Origin of the sequence: Turicibacter sp. (assembly GCF_017941855.1) — a bacterium.
GTDB lineage: Bacteria > Bacillota_I > Bacilli_A > MOL361 > Turicibacteraceae > Turicibacter > Turicibacter sanguinis.
The window spans coordinates 20,458-38,243 of sequence record NZ_JAGAVR010000053.1; the positions used below are offsets into that span (position 1 = coordinate 20,458).

General features: G+C 34.4%; 18 protein-coding genes and 1 other annotated feature. Of the genes, 16 read left to right on the forward strand and 2 right to left on the reverse strand.

Annotation, left to right across the window (positions count from 1 at the left end):
- The first annotated feature begins 31 nt into the window (after positions 1-31).
- The gene (locus J6D32_RS07280; protein WP_006785325.1) at positions 32-1,306 is read left to right on the forward strand and encodes a PTS transporter subunit IIC; all 1,275 of its coding nucleotides are present in this window, start codon (positions 32-34) and stop codon (positions 1,304-1,306) included.
- A 57-nt stretch (positions 1,307-1,363) separates the two neighbouring features.
- On the forward strand, positions 1,364-1,588 hold the full coding sequence (locus tag J6D32_RS07285; protein WP_006785326.1) for a YneF family protein: 225 nt from the start codon (positions 1,364-1,366) through the stop codon (positions 1,586-1,588).
- A gap of 79 nt (positions 1,589-1,667) precedes the next feature.
- Here the strand turns inward: J6D32_RS07285 and J6D32_RS07290 are convergent, their stop codons facing one another.
- Positions 1,668-1,862: an aspartyl-phosphate phosphatase Spo0E family protein gene (locus J6D32_RS07290; RefSeq protein ID WP_006785327.1), complete on the reverse strand. Its 195-nt coding sequence runs from the start codon at positions 1,860-1,862 to the stop codon at positions 1,668-1,670.
- Positions 1,863-1,904: 42 nt separating this feature from the next.
- Positions 1,905-2,486, reverse strand: coding sequence for a glycerol-3-phosphate 1-O-acyltransferase PlsY (plsY, locus tag J6D32_RS07295; protein ID WP_006785328.1), 582 nt, complete (start codon positions 2,484-2,486; stop codon positions 1,905-1,907).
- Between the two features lie 257 nt (positions 2,487-2,743).
- On the opposite strand from plsY, the gene parE reads away from it, so the two are divergent.
- The 14 genes from parE to rpoD all read left to right on the forward strand — a co-directional run bounded on the left by parE (position 2,744) and on the right by rpoD (position 17,785).
- Positions 2,744-4,678: a DNA topoisomerase IV subunit B gene (gene parE, locus J6D32_RS07300; RefSeq protein ID WP_155232201.1), complete on the forward strand. Its 1,935-nt coding sequence runs from the start codon at positions 2,744-2,746 to the stop codon at positions 4,676-4,678.
- Positions 4,679-4,681: 3 nt separating this feature from the next.
- Positions 4,682-7,087, forward strand: a complete 2,406-nt coding sequence (parC, locus tag J6D32_RS07305) for a DNA topoisomerase IV subunit A (protein ID WP_006785330.1) — start codon at positions 4,682-4,684, stop codon at positions 7,085-7,087.
- Positions 7,088-7,226: 139 nt separating this feature from the next.
- Positions 7,227-7,499, forward strand: a complete 273-nt coding sequence (locus J6D32_RS07310) for a hypothetical protein (RefSeq protein ID WP_009607139.1) — start codon at positions 7,227-7,229, stop codon at positions 7,497-7,499.
- Positions 7,489-8,616 carry a sporulation protein YqfD gene (locus tag J6D32_RS07315; protein ID WP_006785331.1) on the forward strand — a complete coding sequence of 376 codons (1,128 nt, stop codon included), beginning with the start codon at positions 7,489-7,491 and terminating at the stop codon, positions 8,614-8,616. Before J6D32_RS07310 ends, J6D32_RS07315 begins: the two co-directional genes overlap by 11 nt.
- A 12-nt stretch (positions 8,617-8,628) precedes the next feature.
- Positions 8,629-9,597 carry a PhoH family protein gene (locus J6D32_RS07320; protein WP_006785332.1) on the forward strand — a complete coding sequence of 323 codons (969 nt, stop codon included), beginning with the start codon at positions 8,629-8,631 and terminating at the stop codon, positions 9,595-9,597.
- 17 nt (positions 9,598-9,614) lie between these two features.
- Positions 9,615-10,088, forward strand: coding sequence for an rRNA maturation RNase YbeY (gene ybeY / locus J6D32_RS07325; RefSeq protein ID WP_006785333.1), 474 nt, complete (start codon positions 9,615-9,617; stop codon positions 10,086-10,088).
- On the forward strand, positions 10,066-10,455 hold the full coding sequence (locus J6D32_RS07330) for a diacylglycerol kinase family protein (RefSeq protein WP_006785334.1): 390 nt from the start codon (positions 10,066-10,068) through the stop codon (positions 10,453-10,455). The genes ybeY and J6D32_RS07330 overlap by 23 nt, the downstream gene beginning before the upstream one ends.
- An 8-nt stretch (positions 10,456-10,463) precedes the next feature.
- A complete protein-coding gene (cdd, locus tag J6D32_RS07335) occupies positions 10,464-10,868 on the forward strand; it encodes a cytidine deaminase (protein ID WP_006785335.1) in 405 nt (134 codons plus the stop codon).
- Positions 10,868-11,776 carry a GTPase Era gene (gene era / locus J6D32_RS07340; protein ID WP_006785336.1) on the forward strand — a complete coding sequence of 303 codons (909 nt, stop codon included), beginning with the start codon at positions 10,868-10,870 and terminating at the stop codon, positions 11,774-11,776. The genes cdd and era overlap by 1 nt, the downstream gene beginning before the upstream one ends.
- A gap of 100 nt (positions 11,777-11,876) precedes the next feature.
- Complete coding sequence (locus tag J6D32_RS07345) at positions 11,877-12,038, forward strand: YqzL family protein (protein WP_006785337.1); 162 nt, start codon at positions 11,877-11,879, stop codon at positions 12,036-12,038.
- 4 nt (positions 12,039-12,042) lie between these two features.
- Complete coding sequence (gene recO, locus J6D32_RS07350; protein WP_287467487.1) at positions 12,043-12,786, forward strand: DNA repair protein RecO; 744 nt, start codon at positions 12,043-12,045, stop codon at positions 12,784-12,786.
- Positions 12,787-12,925: 139 nt separating this feature from the next.
- Positions 12,926-13,103 (forward strand) — a binding site (T-box leader).
- A 79-nt stretch (positions 13,104-13,182) separates the two neighbouring features.
- Positions 13,183-14,556 carry a glycine--tRNA ligase gene (locus J6D32_RS07355; protein WP_006785339.1) on the forward strand — a complete coding sequence of 458 codons (1,374 nt, stop codon included), beginning with the start codon at positions 13,183-13,185 and terminating at the stop codon, positions 14,554-14,556.
- Between the two features lie 47 nt (positions 14,557-14,603).
- Entirely contained in the window at positions 14,604-16,400 is a 1,797-nt protein-coding gene (gene dnaG / locus J6D32_RS07360) for a DNA primase (protein WP_009607147.1), read from the forward strand.
- 14 nt (positions 16,401-16,414) lie between these two features.
- A complete protein-coding gene (gene rpoD, locus J6D32_RS07365) occupies positions 16,415-17,785 on the forward strand; it encodes an RNA polymerase sigma factor RpoD (RefSeq protein ID WP_006785341.1) in 1,371 nt (456 codons plus the stop codon).
- Position 17,786 lies beyond the last annotated feature (1 nt).

A 17,786-nucleotide genomic window follows, 5' to 3' on the forward strand; every position in this document is an offset into this window, starting at 1 on the left:
AATTAGGTAAAACTTTTGGGGAGGATGAGGGATGAGTCTTACACTAGAGGTGCAAATTTCCATTATTTTGATGATGAGTCTTTTTTTTATACTGATTACACTCATGAATCAAATTAAAGAACGTGAATCACTTAAGCAGTTAATAATTGTTCAATCTAAAATAATACTAGGAATCGGCTTGTTTTTAATGAGTTTAGTCTTTTTAAATAGTTATTATTATTTGATTTCTTCAGTGATTTGCTATGTTTTGAAAATATCACCCGTTTATATGAGTTCCGCTTCATTTGAAACAGTTTTAATCGAGAAATGGTTTGTGATTATATGTACGGTTTTAATGGCCTTTGTCATCAATGTAGCATTAGCTTATTATACAAGGTTTAAACATTTATTTATTGCACCATTTGAAATGATTATATTCACGACTGTGATGATGACTCTTTTACAACAAAGTTCACTCTCAATTTCGAGCCAAATTATGATGATGGCAGTAGTATTAGGAATGGTCATGAGTATAGCACCTTCAATCACCTCAAAGCTTTGTAAAGGGGAATTAGAAGGTCGTACAACACTTGGGTTATTTCATTACCTAGATAACTGGCTCTGTATTGGGGCAGGAAATTTATTTGGTAAGTGTCATTTATCAACTGAGGCCTTTGTTGAAAACTCAAATTTTAAACGAATACTTAAAAAAGGATTTAGTGGCGTGACGTTCTTTTTAATCATAACAACAGTTTTATTAACTTTTATCGCCTATTTTCAAGGCTATCATGAACAGACAAGATTAGTGATTTTGAATCAATTGATTGTTGAAGGTATTGGGTTGCAAGTGATTAATGTTTTAATTCTTTTAATGGGAATCGGCTGTTTTTATGGGTTTTATCGATTAATCATCAGTGTATATCCCGTTTATTTATCCTTTTTTGAAAAAATAATTCCAACTGCCTATTTTGCAACGGATTGGATTTATCAACTTCAACATTGTCGGTATGTTGGGTTAATTGGGTTTATTAGTAGTTATGTGGCTGCGCTTGTCACCTTAATGTATCTGAGTTTTTATCAAGTAACTGAGATTGTGATGCCAGAGTTAGTGTCTATTGGATTGATTGGAGTTTTAGTTAGTAAAATGGCAAATCAGGTAAATGGAGTTAAAGGGACACTGATTGCTTCATTTATGAATGGAATTTTATTAACCGTTATCCCAACGCTTTCATTACATTTTTTAAAAGCGCTACAATTAGAAGGAAGTTTTAGGTCACTAGACACGTTCTTTATTTCACAATTACTTGACAGATTGTTCATATTCTAGTATAAATTGAATATAGTATTGGACTATTCAATTGTAAAAATGTTTGGAGGAAGTAATATGTTATATACTAACTGGGTATTCTGGGTTTGGATTATTGTAGCTATTTTAATTGGTGCAATTATTGGATTCTTTGTTGCTCAAAAACAATTAAAAAAATATTTACAAAAAAACCCACCTATTAATGAAGAGGTTGTTCGTACAATGATGATGCAAATGGGACGTACACCATCTCAAAAACAAATTAATCAAGTGATGAAATCAATTAATCAAAATATGAAATAAAACAAAAAGCGTATGAAAACATACGCTTTTTATGATGATAAATGTAAGAAAAGACGCCTTTCAGGGCGTCTTTTTAAAATTAAAATTGTTGTTTAGAACACATGTATTCATTTACAACTAAATCTAATTCTTGACTTTTTGCTACTGTCAATTCATGTACCATTCCAAATGTTTTTACGAGTTCGTGTAATTCAGCCTTAATGGTTGTAATACGATTATAAATGTCTTTAGAATTATTGAAATTCATCGGTTCTGAACATGAAATAGTTTTCAAGATGATTCCCCCCAGGTATTTTTGAATATAATGTAATAGTGTTTAAAATGAGACTTTATTTTCAGTTCCATTTAAAATGCGTTTATAGTTCGGGATGTGCTTAATAATAATCATTGCAGCAAATAAGGTAAACATAATTTTGGCTGTTAAGTCATAATGTCCAAACCAAACAATTAATACTGCGGCAATTGAGATAATAGTTGAAGATAAAGAGACCATTTTCCATATCTTTAATGAAATGACAAAGATAATAAAGAGTGTGATAAATAAAAGAGGTGAATAGAATAAAATGATTCCTGCACTTGTTGCAACAGCTTTTCCACCTTTGAAGTTAGCAAAAATAGGGTAAATATGTCCGATTAAAGCAAACATCGAAATAATTAAGGGATGGATCGTAGCTCCTAAGTACATGGCTGCTAAAACAGCTAACCCACCTTTTAACACATCAAGAATAAAGACAATGGTCCCCCCTTTTTTTCCAAGAACTCGGAAGGCATTCGTTGACCCTAGGTTACCAGAACCATATTGACGAATATCTTTTTGATAAAATGTTTTTCCAATTACAAGCGCTGAAGGAAATGATCCTAGCAAGTAAGCGGCAATAATTAGTATGAAGTTAATCATTTAAATCCTCCTTTTTTGCAGAATTATTATAGCATAGACTCCGATAATATTAGTGAAATTTACAAAAAAAATATAAAAAACTTCTTTTTCGACATATTTCACGCTATAATTCATACTTTAATTAATGTATAATACAGTTATTTTGAATAGATTTGGAATTAAAATTTATAAATTAGTCTTATAATGTCTAATAACATCTTTTAATCTTCGAGAAAATCTTTTAAAATGAGATAATGGAAAGGGAAAGGAGTGTTATGATGTCGACGCACTTAAATTATAATGAAGACTCAATACAAGTACTCGAAGGACTAGAAGCAGTCCGTAAAAGACCAGGGATGTATATTGGTTCAACTGACAGTCGCGGGTTACATCATCTTGTCTATGAAATTGTAGATAATGCCATTGACGAAGTTTTAGCCGGATATGGTGATCATATAAAAGTAACAATTCATGAAAATAATAGCATCAGTGTACAAGATTCTGGGCGAGGAGTTCCAACTGGAATGCATAAATCAGGAAAGCCGACACCAGAAGTTATTTTTACTGTCTTACATGCAGGTGGAAAGTTTGGAACAGGTGGATATAAAACATCTGGAGGATTACACGGGGTAGGGGCAAGTGTTGTAAATGCCCTATCTGAGTGGGTTGAAGTGACAATCAAACGTGATGGGAATGTATATCGTCAACGTTTTGAGAATGGTGGGCATCCTGTTACAGGTCTTGATATCATTGGTAAAAGTAAAGAAACAGGAACATTAGTAAGCTTCAAACCAGATCCTGAAATTTTCTCAACAACAGTTTATTCATTTGATATTTTAAGTGAACGATTACGTGAATCAGCATTTCTTTTAAAAGGATTAAAAATTGAGTTAATCGATTTAAGAAACGATAAAGAAGAAACATTTTACTATGAAGATGGAATTAAATCATTTGTTAGTTATTTAAACGAAGGAAAAGATACCCTTCATGATGTAGTTTATTTCGAGGGAGAAAGCCAAGAGATTGAAGTTGATTTTGCTTTCCAATATTCTGGAAGTTATTCAGAAAATATTTTATCTTTCGTTAATAATGTTCGGACTAAAGATGGTGGAACTCATGAAACAGGAGCTAAAGCTGTCTTAACTCGTATTTTTAATGACTATGCGAGACGTAATGGATTACTTAAAGAAAAAGAGAAAAATTTAGAAGGTGCAGACATTCGTGAAGGGGTAGCGGCCATCGTTTCAGTTCGAATTCCTGAAAATTTATTACAATTTGAAGGACAAACAAAGGCGAAACTTGGAACGCCAGAGGCTCGTTCAGCGGTAGATAATGTGATTGCAGAAAAATTAACATTTTTCTTTGAAGAAAATGGAGCTGTTGCGACACAATTAATTAAAAAAGCGATTAAAGCAGCTCAAGTCCGTGAAGCAGCGCGTAAAGCGCGAGAAGATGCTCGTAGTGGAAAAACGAAAAAGAAAAAAGAAACGAATCTTTCAGGAAAGTTAACGCCAGCTCAAACGAAAAATCCTCAGAAAAATGAGTTATTCTTAGTCGAAGGGGATTCAGCGGGTGGATCAGCGAAACTAGGTCGTAACCGTGCCTTCCAAGCAATTTTACCTCTACGTGGTAAGGTCATCAATACTGAAAAAGCAAAGATGGAAGATATCTTTAAAAATGAGGAAATTAATACGATGATTTATACCATCGGTGCAGGTGTAGGAGCGAATTTTGAATTAAGTGATGTCAATTATGATAAAGTCATCATTATGACCGATGCTGATACCGATGGGGCGCATATTCAGGTATTATTACTAACATTCTTCTTCCGATACATGCGTGAATTAGTTGAAGCGGGTAAAGTTTACATTGCATTGCCACCGCTTTATAAAGTGTCTAAAGGACAAGGAAAAAAGCAAGTGGTTGAGTATGCATGGACAGACGAAGAGTTAGGAAGCGTTATTGCGAAAGTCGGAAAAGGCTACATGTTACAACGTTACAAAGGTCTTGGAGAAATGAACGCGGATCAATTATGGGATACAACTATGAATCCTGAAACACGTACGTTAATTCAAGTCAGTATTGAAGATGCGGCAGATGCCGATCATCGCGTAACCACGTTAATGGGAGATAAAGTTGAGCCACGTCGTGAATGGATCGAGCAAAATGTCGATTTTACGATGGAAGATGATTATGATATAGAGAGGGTGTAATTTATGGAAAACTCAACCCAACGCGTTCAAGTAATGCGACTTGAAGATATTATGGGGGATCGTTTCGGACGTTACTCTAAATATATCATTCAAGATCGTGCGTTACCTGATGCTCGTGATGGATTAAAACCGGTACAACGACGTATTCTATATGCGATGTATAAAGACGGAAATACATTTGAAAAAGCATTCCGTAAATCGGCTAAAACAGTTGGAAATGTTATTGGTAATTACCATCCTCATGGCGATTCATCTGTATATGAGGCAATGGTTCGTATGTCTCAGGATTGGAAATTAAGAGAACCCCTTGTGCAAATGCATGGGAACAATGGTAGTATTGATGGCGATCCTGCAGCTGCGATGCGTTATACTGAAGCAAGATTATCAGCTATTTCAGGATTATTATTAAAAGATATCGATAAAAATTTAGTTGACTTTATTCCAAACTTTGATGATTCAATGACAGAACCAACGGTATTACCGGCATTTTTCCCTAACTTATTAGTTAATGGAGCGACAGGGATTTCAGCAGGATATGCAACTGATATTCCACCTCACAATTTAGCTGAAATTATTGATGCGGTGATTCATCGTATGAATCATAAACAGTGTCAATTAGATGACTTATTAACCTTTATCAAAGGGCCAGATTTCCCAACGGGAGCGATTATCCAAGGGATTCAAGAAATCAAAAAAGCATATGCTACGGGAAAAGGACGTATTATTGTTCGTTCAAAAGCTGAGATTGAAACGATTCGAGGAGGACGCGATCAAATCGTTGTCACTGAAATTCCTTACGAAGTCAATAAAGCGAATTTAGTGAAAAAAATTGATGATTTACGTATTGATAAAAAAATCGACGGAATCATGGAGGTTCGTGATGAAACTGATCGTAATGGATTACGTATTGTCATTGAACTAAAAAAAGACGTGAAATCTGAAATGGTGTTGAACTATTTATTCAAAAATACGGATTTACAAGTGTCATATAACATCAATATGGTGGCGATTCATAATAAGCGTCCTGTCTTGATGGGATTAATGGACTTAATTGACGCTTATATCCAACATCAAAAAGAAGTTGTAACTAATCGTTCAAATTATGATTTAAAACGTGCACGTGAACGTCAACACATCGTTGAAGGTTTAATTAAAATGGTGTCAGTTTTAGATGAAGTGGTTCATATGATCCGCCAATCGAAAGATAAATCAGATGCGAAGAAAAATTTAATGGTAGCTTTTGAGTTTAGTGAACGTCAAGCTGAAGCTATCGTGATGTTACAGTTATATCGTTTAACGAATACAGATGTGACAGCGCTACAACAAGAAAACGAAGAGTTATCAAAAACAATCTTAGAATTAACTGAGATTTTAAGTAGCGAAACGAAGTTATTAAAAGTCATTCAAACAGAATTAAAACAAGTGCGAAAAGATTTTAAAACGGAGCGACGCAGTCAAATAGAGGAACAAATTCAAGAGATTAAAATTGATGAGACTGATATGATTACCAAAGAAGATGTTATTGTCGCTGTTACAAAAGATGGATATGTCAAACGGACGAGTATTCGTTCATACAATGCAACGAAATCTGAAATGCCAGTGATGAAAGATGGCGATGAACTGGTATCAAAATTACAAGTCGATACGCTACAAACGCTATTGATGTTTACGAATCGAGGAAGTTTTATCTACTTACCAGTCTATAAACTCCCAGAGTTTAAATGGAAAGATATTGGACAGCACGTTTCAAATCTAGTAACGATCGATTCAGAGGAGAAAGTGATAGCAGTCTTCGCGATTAGTGATTTTAAATCGGAAGAGTGTTTATTCTTTACAACAGCAAACGGTATGATTAAAAAGACTCGTTTAGGTGATTTTGAAGTGTCTCGTTATAATCGTGCCATGATGGCGATGGCGGTTAAAGAAGATGATGTTTTAATTTCAGTGGTTAAAGCACCAAGTCCAAATGATGTCATCATGGTCACAAAACAGGGTTACTTGTTGAAGTTTAGTGATGAGGAAATTGCTATTACGGGTCTTAAGGCTATGGGGGTTAAAGGGATTGCCATTGGAAAAGATGATCAGCTAATCAAAGTGGTGTTAGCTAATGCAAACGATGAGTTGTTATTATTAACACAACGTGGGAATATCAAAAAGTTAAAAGTAAAAGATATTGCCCTCTCTTCACGTAATAAAAAAGGATCACTTGGAATCAAGGCGATTAAATCAAACCCACATTATTTTGTTGATTGTATTAAAGTTGAATCGAATCAAGAGGTTTATATTAAAACAGAGACAACGCAAGTGAAGTTGAATCTTTCACTCTTTAAGGCGGTTGATTTAAACTCTGTTGGAACCAATATTGTAGATGATGCGGTCATGAAATTGATGATTGATGAAATAGAATAATTAGAAAAGTCGGCTTCTATTAAGAAGTCGATTTTTTATTTTGAACCGAACTAAATTCATTTGTTCATATTCTTAGGTCTTAGCACATACAATCTTATGAGTGTATCTAGAGTTAAGTCGGAAATGATGGTGAAAAGGAATGCAAATGCTTAGTAAAGTTGAATCAGCAATATTTAAACAAACCTTACATTATCCACTACTACAAGTTGTAGAAAATAAAACCGTCATCATTAACGATCGTTGTACGGTTGAACATTTTACGGATGATTTTTGCATGGTTAAGACGCCTGATTGTACTTATCAGTTAAGTGGAATCAATTTTAGAGTTAAAGAATATGGAGACTTTGTTATTAGAATTGAAAGTGATGGAGTAAAAAAAATAGAAATAGTCGGTGATGAAAATGAAAAATAAGTGGTTAAGTCTGTTTATTCCAAAAGTTCAAATCATAGTGCCTACAATGACTGAAGTTAATCGATTGAGGCAACGTAATGTGATGATTTATGGGGTGAAAAAACATCCGGATGGTTACTTGGTGACGGTTAGGAAGGATATTTTGGATAAATTGGAGGGATATCCGGTTGCTCGGACACTTTCCATTTATCCGCCTTTTCTTAAAGTAGGAGTTCCTATCATTGGATTAGTGTTGATTTTGATGCTTTTAATGCAAAAGTATACCATCGGGTATCGGATTGATGGAAATTTAACACCACAGGAACAAGATGAATTAGAAACTTTGCTTGAACCCCACTTTCAGGAATTAGGTCCATTTCATTTCCTAAAAAGTGATTTGGATGTGATTTATGAGGAGCTTAAAGCTTATTACAATGATTATGTATGGGTAAATATCTACCGAAAAGGAACAGACATCATTTTTGATGTTTATGATATTACGTTAGAAGAACAAGATGATGACAGTGAATATTCACAAACGTTATTTGCTAAGCGTTCTGGTTTGGTGAAGAACTATATTGTAGACAGTTGTCGTGTGTTGGTGGAGCAAAATCAAGTTGTTAAAAAAGGGGATCCACTTGTTGCTTGTTATGTCGAACAACCATATACGAGTGAGATTATTCCGATAGATGATGTGGCACGGGGAGAAGTTTGGGCTGATACATGGTACACTGTTGATGTAAGGGCGTCTAAAAGCTATGTAGAAGAACGGTTTACAACGAATAAAGAGACTTATTATGTTCTTCATCTTGGCGGAAAAGAATTTACTTTTCCATTCGATGAGATAAATTTTGAAAAGTACGAAGAAGTCGATAAATCATATGATCCCTTCTTTTTCCTCAAAAATTCACCGCTTTATTTAGAAAAAAGACAATATTATGAAAAAAGTGATATAATAATAACAAACACTTATGACGAGATTAAGGCTAATTTATTAGTCCTTGTCCAAAATAAATTCAAAGAAGAAACCGATGGTGAGTTTATCATCAAGAATTTGGAGATAATATCAGAAGAGGAAACAGATGATGAGATTTATTTCAAATGTCATCTAACTGTATACGAAAATATCGCATATTAGAGGAGCTGAATTATGAGTAAAGATCCGATTAAGATACAAGAAGTATTTGAAACAATGGATGAGATTATTTCTGTTGTTGGACATCATGATAAGCATTTAAAAATCTTTGAAGATTACTATAATGTTGAAATTTCTTTACGTGGAGATCAACTCTACGTTTACGGAGATGAAGCAAAAGCTTCAGAAGTTCGTGAAGTGTTAGTAGCTTTAGTGGACTTACATCGTAAAGGAAAAGACGTAACAGAGCGAGATGTTTTATATGCAATTAAGATGAATGAACAAAATCGCCTAGGTGAACTTGAGTCATTGTTTGATGAACGATATAAAATTATTAAAACAACACAAGGGAAAACGATTTTTGCGAAAACTTTTAATCAAAAAGATTATTATCGAAAAATTCTAGATAATGATTTAGTCTTTGGAATTGGTCCTGCAGGGACAGGGAAAACTTATTTAGCAGTTGTTATTGGTGTTTCATTATTAAAGAAAAACATCGTTCGAAAAATTATTTTAACTCGTCCTGTTGTAGAAGCGGGAGAAAATTTAGGATTCTTACCTGGAGATTTAAAAGAGAAGGTGGATCCTTACTTAAGACCGTTATATGATGCGTTATATGATGTATTAGGTCTTGAACAAACTGAAAAAATGATTGAACGTGGGATTATCGAGATTGCCCCATTAGCTTATATGCGCGGTCGTACACTTGAAGATGCTTATATCATTTTAGATGAAGCGCAAAATACAACGAAACAACAGATGAAAATGTTCTTAACGCGTTTAGGATTTAATTCAAAAATGGTTGTCACAGGTGATGAAACGCAGATTGACCTTCCAAAACCGGTGAAGTCAGGATTAAAACATGCAAAAGAAATTTTACATGATGTTAAAGGAATTGAATTTGTTCAATTTGAAACAGTCGATGTTGTACGACATACGCTTGTTCAAAAAATTATTGAAAGCTATGAAAAGACCGGAGAATAAAGGAGCAACAAACGAAAATGGCAGTAGATATTCAATTTTACAATCAAACAGATGAAGCAGTTGAAAGATATGAGCAAATGATTGAACGTGTTGTAGTTGAAACGTTAAAGCAAGAAAACTTAGCGCATGAGTTTATTGAGTGTAGTTTTATCTTTGTGGATAATGAACAAATTCGTGAAATCAATGCAAATTATCGTCAAAAAGATGCCGTAACAGATGTTATAACATTTGCAATTGAGGATGAAACTCCTGGAGAAATAAAGATTCAAGGAGTTCCTATGCCAAGAATGTTAGGTGATGTCTTTATTTCATTACCACGCACACGAGAACAAGCAGAGCGATTTGGTCATTCATTTGATCGTGAACTTTCGTTTTTAGCCGTTCATGGATGTTTACATCTTCTAGGTTATGATCATCTTGTGAAAGAAGAAGAGGAAATCATGTTCGCTAAACAGGAGGATGTCCTAAATGCGCTCGGAATCAGACGTTAAAGAGACTCATTCTATTCAAGCAATTTTAAAATCGTTTAAATATGCAAGTCGGGGTATCTTGACATCATTCTTAATAGGGCGTAATATTAAAGTCCACTATACCGCAGCACTAATCGTGCTAGGGTGTGGGCTTTATTTTCGTATTAGCAAAGTAGAATTTATTTTGTTATTTCTAACAATTGCTCAAGTGATTACGTTAGAAATGATTAATACTGCGATAGAGAGAACCGTTGATTTAGTAACATCAGACTATCATATTTATGCGAAAATAGCGAAAGATGTCGCAGCAGGAGCCGTTTTGGTCAGCGCGATCATCGCAACTATTATCGGAGGAATTATCTTTCTTCCATATATATCTAGTCAGTAGGTGAAAAAATGAAAGAAATGTACACAGATTTAATTGCAGCAGCGAAGGAAGCTTATCAAAATGCATATGTTCCGTATTCGAAATTCCCAGTAGGTGCGGCTTTAAAATTAAAAGATGGAAGTATTATCAATGGAGCAAATGTTGAAAATGCCTCTTTTGGATTGACTAATTGTGCAGAGCGCTCAGCTTTATTTACAGCTTTTACAAAAGGTTATCGTCGTGACGATATTGAGGCCATTGCAGTTGTAGCAAATACAGATCGTCCAATTTCACCATGTGGAGCATGTCGTCAAGTCATTAGTGAATTAATGCCACAAGACGCACAAGTTATTTTATTAAGTAACAAGGACGAAATTAAAATTTATACAGTGTCAGAATTATTACCATATTCATTTACATCGGAGGATTTATAATGACAGAAAAACATTTTAAGTCTGGGTTCGTCTCAATTATTGGTCGCCCTAATGTTGGAAAATCAACATTTTTAAATCAAGTATTAGGGAAAAAAATTGCGATTATGAGCGATAAACCTCAAACAACACGAAATAAAATTCAAGGTGTTATCACAGATGCGGATTCACAAACAATTTTTATTGATACACCAGGAATTCATAAACCTAAACATGAGCTTGGAAAATTTATGACCGATTTAGCCATTGGAACATTAAATGAAGTGGATGCTGTTATGTTTATGGTCAATGCAACTGAGAAAGTAGGAAAAGGGGATCGCTTCATTATTGAACATTTACAAAATGTAAAACAACCTGTTTTCTTAGTCATTAATAAAATTGATTTAATTACAAAAGAAGAATTATTAACAGTTATTGCTTCATTCCGTGAAGAGTATAATTTTGCTGGAATTATTCCAATTTCTGCGATGACTGGGGAGAATGTAGAGACATTAATCTCAGTTATCAAAGAGGCGCTTCCTGAAGGGCCACAATTTTATCCATCAGATTATATTACTGATCATCCAGAACGTTTCATTATTTCTGAGTTAATTCGTGAAAAAGTTTTACATTTAACTCATGAAGAAGTTCCGCATTCAGTTGCTGTCGTTATTGATAAAATTGAAAAAGTAGAAGGTAAAAATGTGATTGATGTGATGGCGACTATTGTTGTTGAACGTCCTTCACAAAAAGGGATTTTAATTGGTAAGGGTGGAAAAATGTTAAAAGACATTGGAACACTAGCTCGTAAAGATATCGTGAAATTACTTGGAACAAAAATTTACTTAGAGTTATGGGTAAAGGTTCAAAAGGATTGGCGTAATAAAAAATTATACTTAAATGATTTCGGATATAGCGAAAAAGAATACTAATTCGACTTTTTAAGACAAAAGTGTCATAAATTCTTGGAGTTTGGATATCCTAATGACTAGAGGGTTTAAATAATAGCTTAGCTAGTAAGAAGGGATTTAAATGAATAGCTTAGAATGGGAAGTGTTCAAACGTACAGGAAAAATTGAGCACTATTTGTTATTAAAAGAAACTGAGAATAGTAAGATAGATTTAACTTCACCTACTGAGTTTTCAGAAGAATTAATAAGTTCGGAGGCAACGAAAGCCATAAGGGAGGATTAACAACATGGCGCTCGATGTGGATGGGATTATTTTAAAAAACTTTAATTATGGTGAACATCATAAAATTATAAAAGTTCTGACTCGGAATATGGGAGTTATTGGTGTGTTTGTCCAAAATGCCAATAAAGTTAATACAAAAAAGAGTGCACTTGTTCAACCATTAACAAGTGCACGTTTTAATTTAAAACCCTCAACCAATGCAAACAGTGAATTGTATTACTTATATTCTGGAGAAGTTGAAAATCATTATTTAAATATTAAGCTTGATTATGAAACGGTTGCTTATTTTTATTTCATGATTGAATTGATTTTAAAAGGTGTGTCATCAGATGAATATAGTGCTTATATTTATCGACTATTGAAAAATTTCTTAGACGCAGCAGACGCGGGGTATAATCCGTATCTGTTGAGTCTAATTTTTCAATTTAAAATGATGCCGGTTCTTGGGATAGAGCCAGTACTTGATTGTTGTGCAAATTGTCGTTCTACTGAACAGATTGTCACGATTGGTATCCGTCAAGGTGGATTAGTTTGTGCCAAGTGTTATGACAATACACAACCTATTTTAATTGATGCGCCCTTGATTCCAATTGTCCGTGCACTTTATCGAGTTGATATTGATCATCTACCAGAGGTTGAGCTAGAAGATGAATTACTACAACCTATTGAACAAATTTTAGATGCTTATTATGAGACTTATGCAGGACTTCATTTAAGAACGAAAAAGTTTTTAAAAGACTTAACATAAAATCAAAATCGCTTAAAAATCGCCACGATTTAAGTGATTTTTTTTGTTGAATAAATGATTTTCTTTTGTTATTTTTTCATACTTTTGTATATTGTGTTTTATGTATTGATATAATATAATGGTAATAGTATAATGCAATATTTATGTGATGACGAAGAATAGTACTTTTGAAGCATTGAACTTAAGCGAGTCTGGGAGGGTGTGAGCCAGATGTCAAATTCTTAAGGAACGGAACTTTCGAGCATATTTAACAAAGTGGTAAAAAGCTTGCTTTTTACAAATAGGGTGGAACCGCGGGAATAACTCTCGTCCCTATGCTTGTGGGCATAGGTATGAGAGTTTTTATTATTTCTATGTTCACAAGATCTTAATTTTGTTAAGCAAAGGAGCATCAGTATGAGTCAAGTTACTATGGAAAAAATCGTAAATATGTCAAAAACACAAGGTTTCGTTTACCAAGGTAGTGAAATTTATGGTGGATTAGCGAACACTTGGGATTATGGGCCATTAGGTGTCGAATTAAAAAATAATGTTAAAAAAGCTTGGTGGAAAAAATTCATTCAAGAATCTCCATACAATGTAGGATTAGATAGTGCCATCTTAATGAACCCTCAAACATGGGTTGCATCAGGACATGTTGGAGGATTTAGTGATCCTTTAATGGACTGTAAAGTATGTAAAAGCCGTCACCGTGCCGATAAATTAATTGAAGATCATGGAGATGATATCGTAGCTGATGGATGGACAGAAGAACAAATGATGAATTACATCCGTGAACATAACATCGCATGTCCAGATTGTGGGGCACATGATTTCACAGATATTCGTCAATTTGAATTAATGTTCAAAACACACATGGGTGTTGTATCAGATGAAAAATCAGCTGTTTACTTACGTCCTGAAACAGCACAAGGAATCTTCGTTAACTTTAAAAACGTTCAACGTACATCTCGTAAAAAAATTCCATTTGGAATTGGACAAATCGGGAAATCATTCCGTAACGAAATTACACCAGGAAACTTTACATTCCGTACACGTGAATTCGAACAAATGGAATTAGAATTCTTCTGTAAACCAGGTGAAGATGCTAAGTGGTATGAATTCTGGAAAGAATATTGCTGGAATTGGCTAGTAAGCTTAGGAATGAACCCAGAGCACATCCGTCAACGTGAACATTCACCAGAAGAATTAAGTCATTATAGTAACGGAACATCAGATATTGAATATCGTTTCCCATTCGGATGGGGAGAATTATGGGGAGTTGCAAATCGTACAGATTTCGACTTAAAAGCTCATATGAAAGAATCAGGAGCAAACTTTGAATACCAAGATCCAACAACGAATGAAAAATACGTGCCATATTGTATTGAACCATCGGTTGGAGCTGATCGTGTAACCTTAGCCTTTTTAGTTGATGCTTATGCAGAAGAGACATTAGAAAATGGTGAAACACGTGAAGTGTTAAAATTCCATCCAGCTTTAGCTCCTTATAAAGTGGCAGTATTACCATTAGTTAAAAAATTAAATGAGCAAGCTTTAGAAGTATTTGCAGATTTATCAAAACACATGATGGTAGATTATGATGAAGCAGGAACAATTGGTAAACGTTACCGTCGTCAAGATGCAATCGGGACACCATTCTGTGTGACATTCGATTATGATTCATTAGAAGATAAAAAAGTAACTGTTCGTCACCGTGATACAATGGAACAAGAACGTGTTGCAATTGATGAGTTAGTTGAGTACATCACATCAAAAATTCAATTCTAAAACATAGTTTTACTAATTAGACATTATAGGAGAGAGGGTGATTTACGGTGAATAAGGGTCGGATTCCACAAGAATTATTTGATCAAGTCATTGCACAAAGTGACATTGTTGATGTTGTTAGTGATTATGTTCAATTAACTAAAGCCGGTAAAAACTATAAAGGCTTATGTCCTTTTCACGGTGAAAACACCCCTTCTTTTGTGGTGTCACCGGATAAAGGAATTTATAAATGCTTTGGTTGTGGTGAAGGTGGAAATGTTATTTCTTTTATTTCACAACTTGAAGCAATTTCTTACCCACAAGCTATTTTAAAATTGGCACAACGAGCAGGAATTCAAACCGACTTAGTTGCTAGTCTTTCGCAGTCTACACAAAATTCAAAATATAAAAATGAGTATGACCTTTTAGAATTTTCTAAAGGGTTTTACCATTATTATCTGAATCATACAAAAGAGGGAAAAATCGCCCTTGAGTATTTAACAAAACGTGGAATGTCAGCGGAAATGATTGAGCAATTTGGTATTGGTTTATCTCCATCCTACTCGGATGCTCTTGTCAAAACATTAGCAAATAACCAATTTTCTTTACCTCAGGCAACACAACTTGGGTTATTAAACGAGCATAATGGTCAATATTATGACCGATTTAAATCTCGGATTATGTTCCCAATTTTTGATAAGGTAGGAAAAGTGGTTGGATTTAGTGGGCGTGTCTTTTTAGAGGGGGACACACATTTAGGAAAGTATGTAAATTCTCCGGAATCACCATTATTTCAAAAGGGGAAACTGATTTATAACTTGCATGAGGCAAAGTTAGCCATTCGACGTCATAACCGAGTACTGTTATTTGAAGGATTTTTAGATGTTATTTCTGCTGTGGAAGCAGGAATTTCAGAATCTGTTGCCACAATGGGGACAGCCTTTACCGAAGATCATGGTCGAGAATTAAGACGTTTAACCGATCATATCATTATTTGTTATGACGGAGATAAAGCTGGATTAGCTGCTGCTAATAAAGCCATTCCAATTTTAATGTCGCAAAACTTTATAGTAAGTGTTGTCGAGATTCCATCGAAGATGGACCCGGATGAATTCATAAAAACAAATGGTGCCGAAGCTTTTTCGAAATTAGTTGATCAGGCGATTCCCGCCATCGATTATCAATATCGTTATATCAAACGTCAGTTTAATTTAGAATTTGTCAGTCATCGCGATCAATTTAAACGTGCTATTTATCATTTAGCATATTCTTTACAAAGTCCGACTCTTCAGGAGTTAATATTGAAAAAATTAGCGCAAGATATCTCCATCGGAGAACAAAGTATTTTACAAGAGTTTGCAAGTGGAAAAAGTCAAGTGTATAAAAATACCAATATTAACAACAATAAAAATGAAATGAGTCAAATGAGACGCCATCATTTGAGAGACACTAAGTATGACCGGTCAGAAAAAATGTTAATTCATTATATGTTAAAAGACCGACGTGTCGCTTTGCAGGTAGAGAAAGAATTAAATGGTTACTTAAATGATCCGACGAGACGAAACATTGTCCTTTACATTTTAGATTATTACACCGTACATGAGACAATGAATTTACAATATTTTTTAAATTGGATTGATGAAGCGTTAGTGAAACCAATCACGGACATTATTTTTGAATGTGAGACCTTACCACCTTTAACGAACGATAATGTCATCCGTGATTTAATATTAGTTGTGAAAGAGTATGTTTATAAAGCCCAAATGGAGCAGTTAAAAAAGCAAATCAGTGAAGCAACATTAGATCATGAAAAATTGGAACTACTAGGTAAAGTTAATCAACTTAAACAGCAGTTTGGTAAGTAAAAAGGAGTGGTTTTATGTCAAATCCGGTACTTGACGAGAAAAAAATTCTGGAAATTAATAGTCAACTAATCAAGTTAGGAAAGAAGCGCGGTTATTTAACATACGATGAAATCAACAATAGTTTCGAACAAGTTCAATTAGATCCAGAAATGATTAGTTCATTTTTAGATTTATATGATTCAGAAGGAATCAGCATTGTTAAATCTGAGAAAATTGTTGAAACGCCTGAAGTTGGTGAGACAGAAGAGGAAGATACAGTCTTATTATTACCAGATTTTGATGCTGACGAAGATGAAGATAATATTCCAGCCAATTTCTCTACTGAAGATGAAGTTGATTTAGAAGAAAAATTTGATGAGTTTGAATTCACCTCACAATTTAAAATTAATGATCCAGTTCGTATGTATTTAAAAGAAATTGGACGCGTTGAATTATTATCTAGTCAAGAAGAAATTAACTTTGCGAAAAAGATTGAACGTGGAGATATCTCATCAGAAATTTTAGAAATACGCCGTAAAAATGAGCCGCTTCCGGAAGAGTTGTTAGAACGTATTGATTTATTAATCCAAGATGCTGGGGAAGCAAATGACGGAAATGAGTTTTTAATTGGGGTTACTGAATTAAGTGATGAAGAAGCACGACGTGTTATTCAAGAAGGTGAATATGCAAAAAAACGTCTTGTTGAAGCTAACTTACGTTTAGTTGTTAGTATCGCTAAACGTCATGTTGGACGTGGGATGTTATTCTTAGATTTAATTCAAGAAGGAAATATGGGATTAATTAAAGCGGTTGAAAAATTCGATTATCGTAAAGGATTTAAATTCTCGACTTATGCAACATGGTGGATTCGTCAAGCTATTACACGTGCGATTGCGGATCAAGCGCGTACCATTCGTATTCCGGTTCACATGGTTGAAACAATTAATAAATTAGTTCGTATTCAACGTCAATTAGTTCAAGAATTAGGGCGTGAACCTTTACCAGAAGAAATTTCTGAGAAAATGGGAATCGCTCCTGAAAAAGTACGCGAAATTTTAAAAATTTCACAAGAACCTGTTTCATTAGAATCACCAGTAGGTGAAGAAGATGATTCTCATTTAGGAGATTTCATCCCAGATGCGGATGCCTTATCACCATCTGAATTCGCCTCAAATGAAATGCTAAAAAAAGAATTAGACGATGTGTTAGAAACATTAACGGATCGCGAAGAACGTGTTCTCCGTTTACGTTTTGGACTTGAAGATGGACGTACTCGTACGCTTGAAGAAGTAGGAAAAGAATTTGGTGTGACACGTGAACGTATTCGTCAAATTGAAGCGAAGGCCTTACGTAAACTTCGCCACCCATCTCGTAGCCGTCGTTTAAAAGACTTCATGGAAGAATAGG

Bases quoted from the DNA above. Each gene is read 5' to 3' on its own strand.
- J6D32_RS07280 (WP_006785325.1), top strand. From the start codon at position 32: ATGAGTCTTACACTAGAGGTGCAAATTTCCATTATTTTGATGATGAGT.
- J6D32_RS07285 (WP_006785326.1), top strand. From the start codon at position 1,364: ATGTTATATACTAACTGGGTATTCTGGGTTTGGATTATTGTAGCTATT.
- plsY (WP_006785328.1), bottom strand. From the start codon at position 2,486: ATGATTAACTTCATACTAATTATTGCCGCTTACTTGCTAGGATCATTT.
- parE (WP_155232201.1), top strand. From the start codon at position 2,744: ATGTCGACGCACTTAAATTATAATGAAGACTCAATACAAGTACTCGAA.
- parC (WP_006785330.1), top strand. From the start codon at position 4,682: ATGGAAAACTCAACCCAACGCGTTCAAGTAATGCGACTTGAAGATATT.
- J6D32_RS07310 (WP_009607139.1), top strand. From the start codon at position 7,227: ATGCAAATGCTTAGTAAAGTTGAATCAGCAATATTTAAACAAACCTTA.
- J6D32_RS07315 (WP_006785331.1), top strand. From the start codon at position 7,489: ATGAAAAATAAGTGGTTAAGTCTGTTTATTCCAAAAGTTCAAATCATA.
- J6D32_RS07320 (WP_006785332.1), top strand. From the start codon at position 8,629: ATGAGTAAAGATCCGATTAAGATACAAGAAGTATTTGAAACAATGGAT.
- ybeY (WP_006785333.1), top strand. From the start codon at position 9,615: ATGGCAGTAGATATTCAATTTTACAATCAAACAGATGAAGCAGTTGAA.
- J6D32_RS07330 (WP_006785334.1), top strand. From the start codon at position 10,066: ATGCGCTCGGAATCAGACGTTAAAGAGACTCATTCTATTCAAGCAATT.
- cdd (WP_006785335.1), top strand. From the start codon at position 10,464: ATGAAAGAAATGTACACAGATTTAATTGCAGCAGCGAAGGAAGCTTAT.
- era (WP_006785336.1), top strand. From the start codon at position 10,868: ATGACAGAAAAACATTTTAAGTCTGGGTTCGTCTCAATTATTGGTCGC.
- J6D32_RS07345 (WP_006785337.1), top strand. From the start codon at position 11,877: ATGAATAGCTTAGAATGGGAAGTGTTCAAACGTACAGGAAAAATTGAG.
- recO (WP_287467487.1), top strand. From the start codon at position 12,043: ATGGCGCTCGATGTGGATGGGATTATTTTAAAAAACTTTAATTATGGT.
- J6D32_RS07355 (WP_006785339.1), top strand. From the start codon at position 13,183: ATGAGTCAAGTTACTATGGAAAAAATCGTAAATATGTCAAAAACACAA.
- rpoD (WP_006785341.1), top strand. From the start codon at position 16,415: ATGTCAAATCCGGTACTTGACGAGAAAAAAATTCTGGAAATTAATAGT.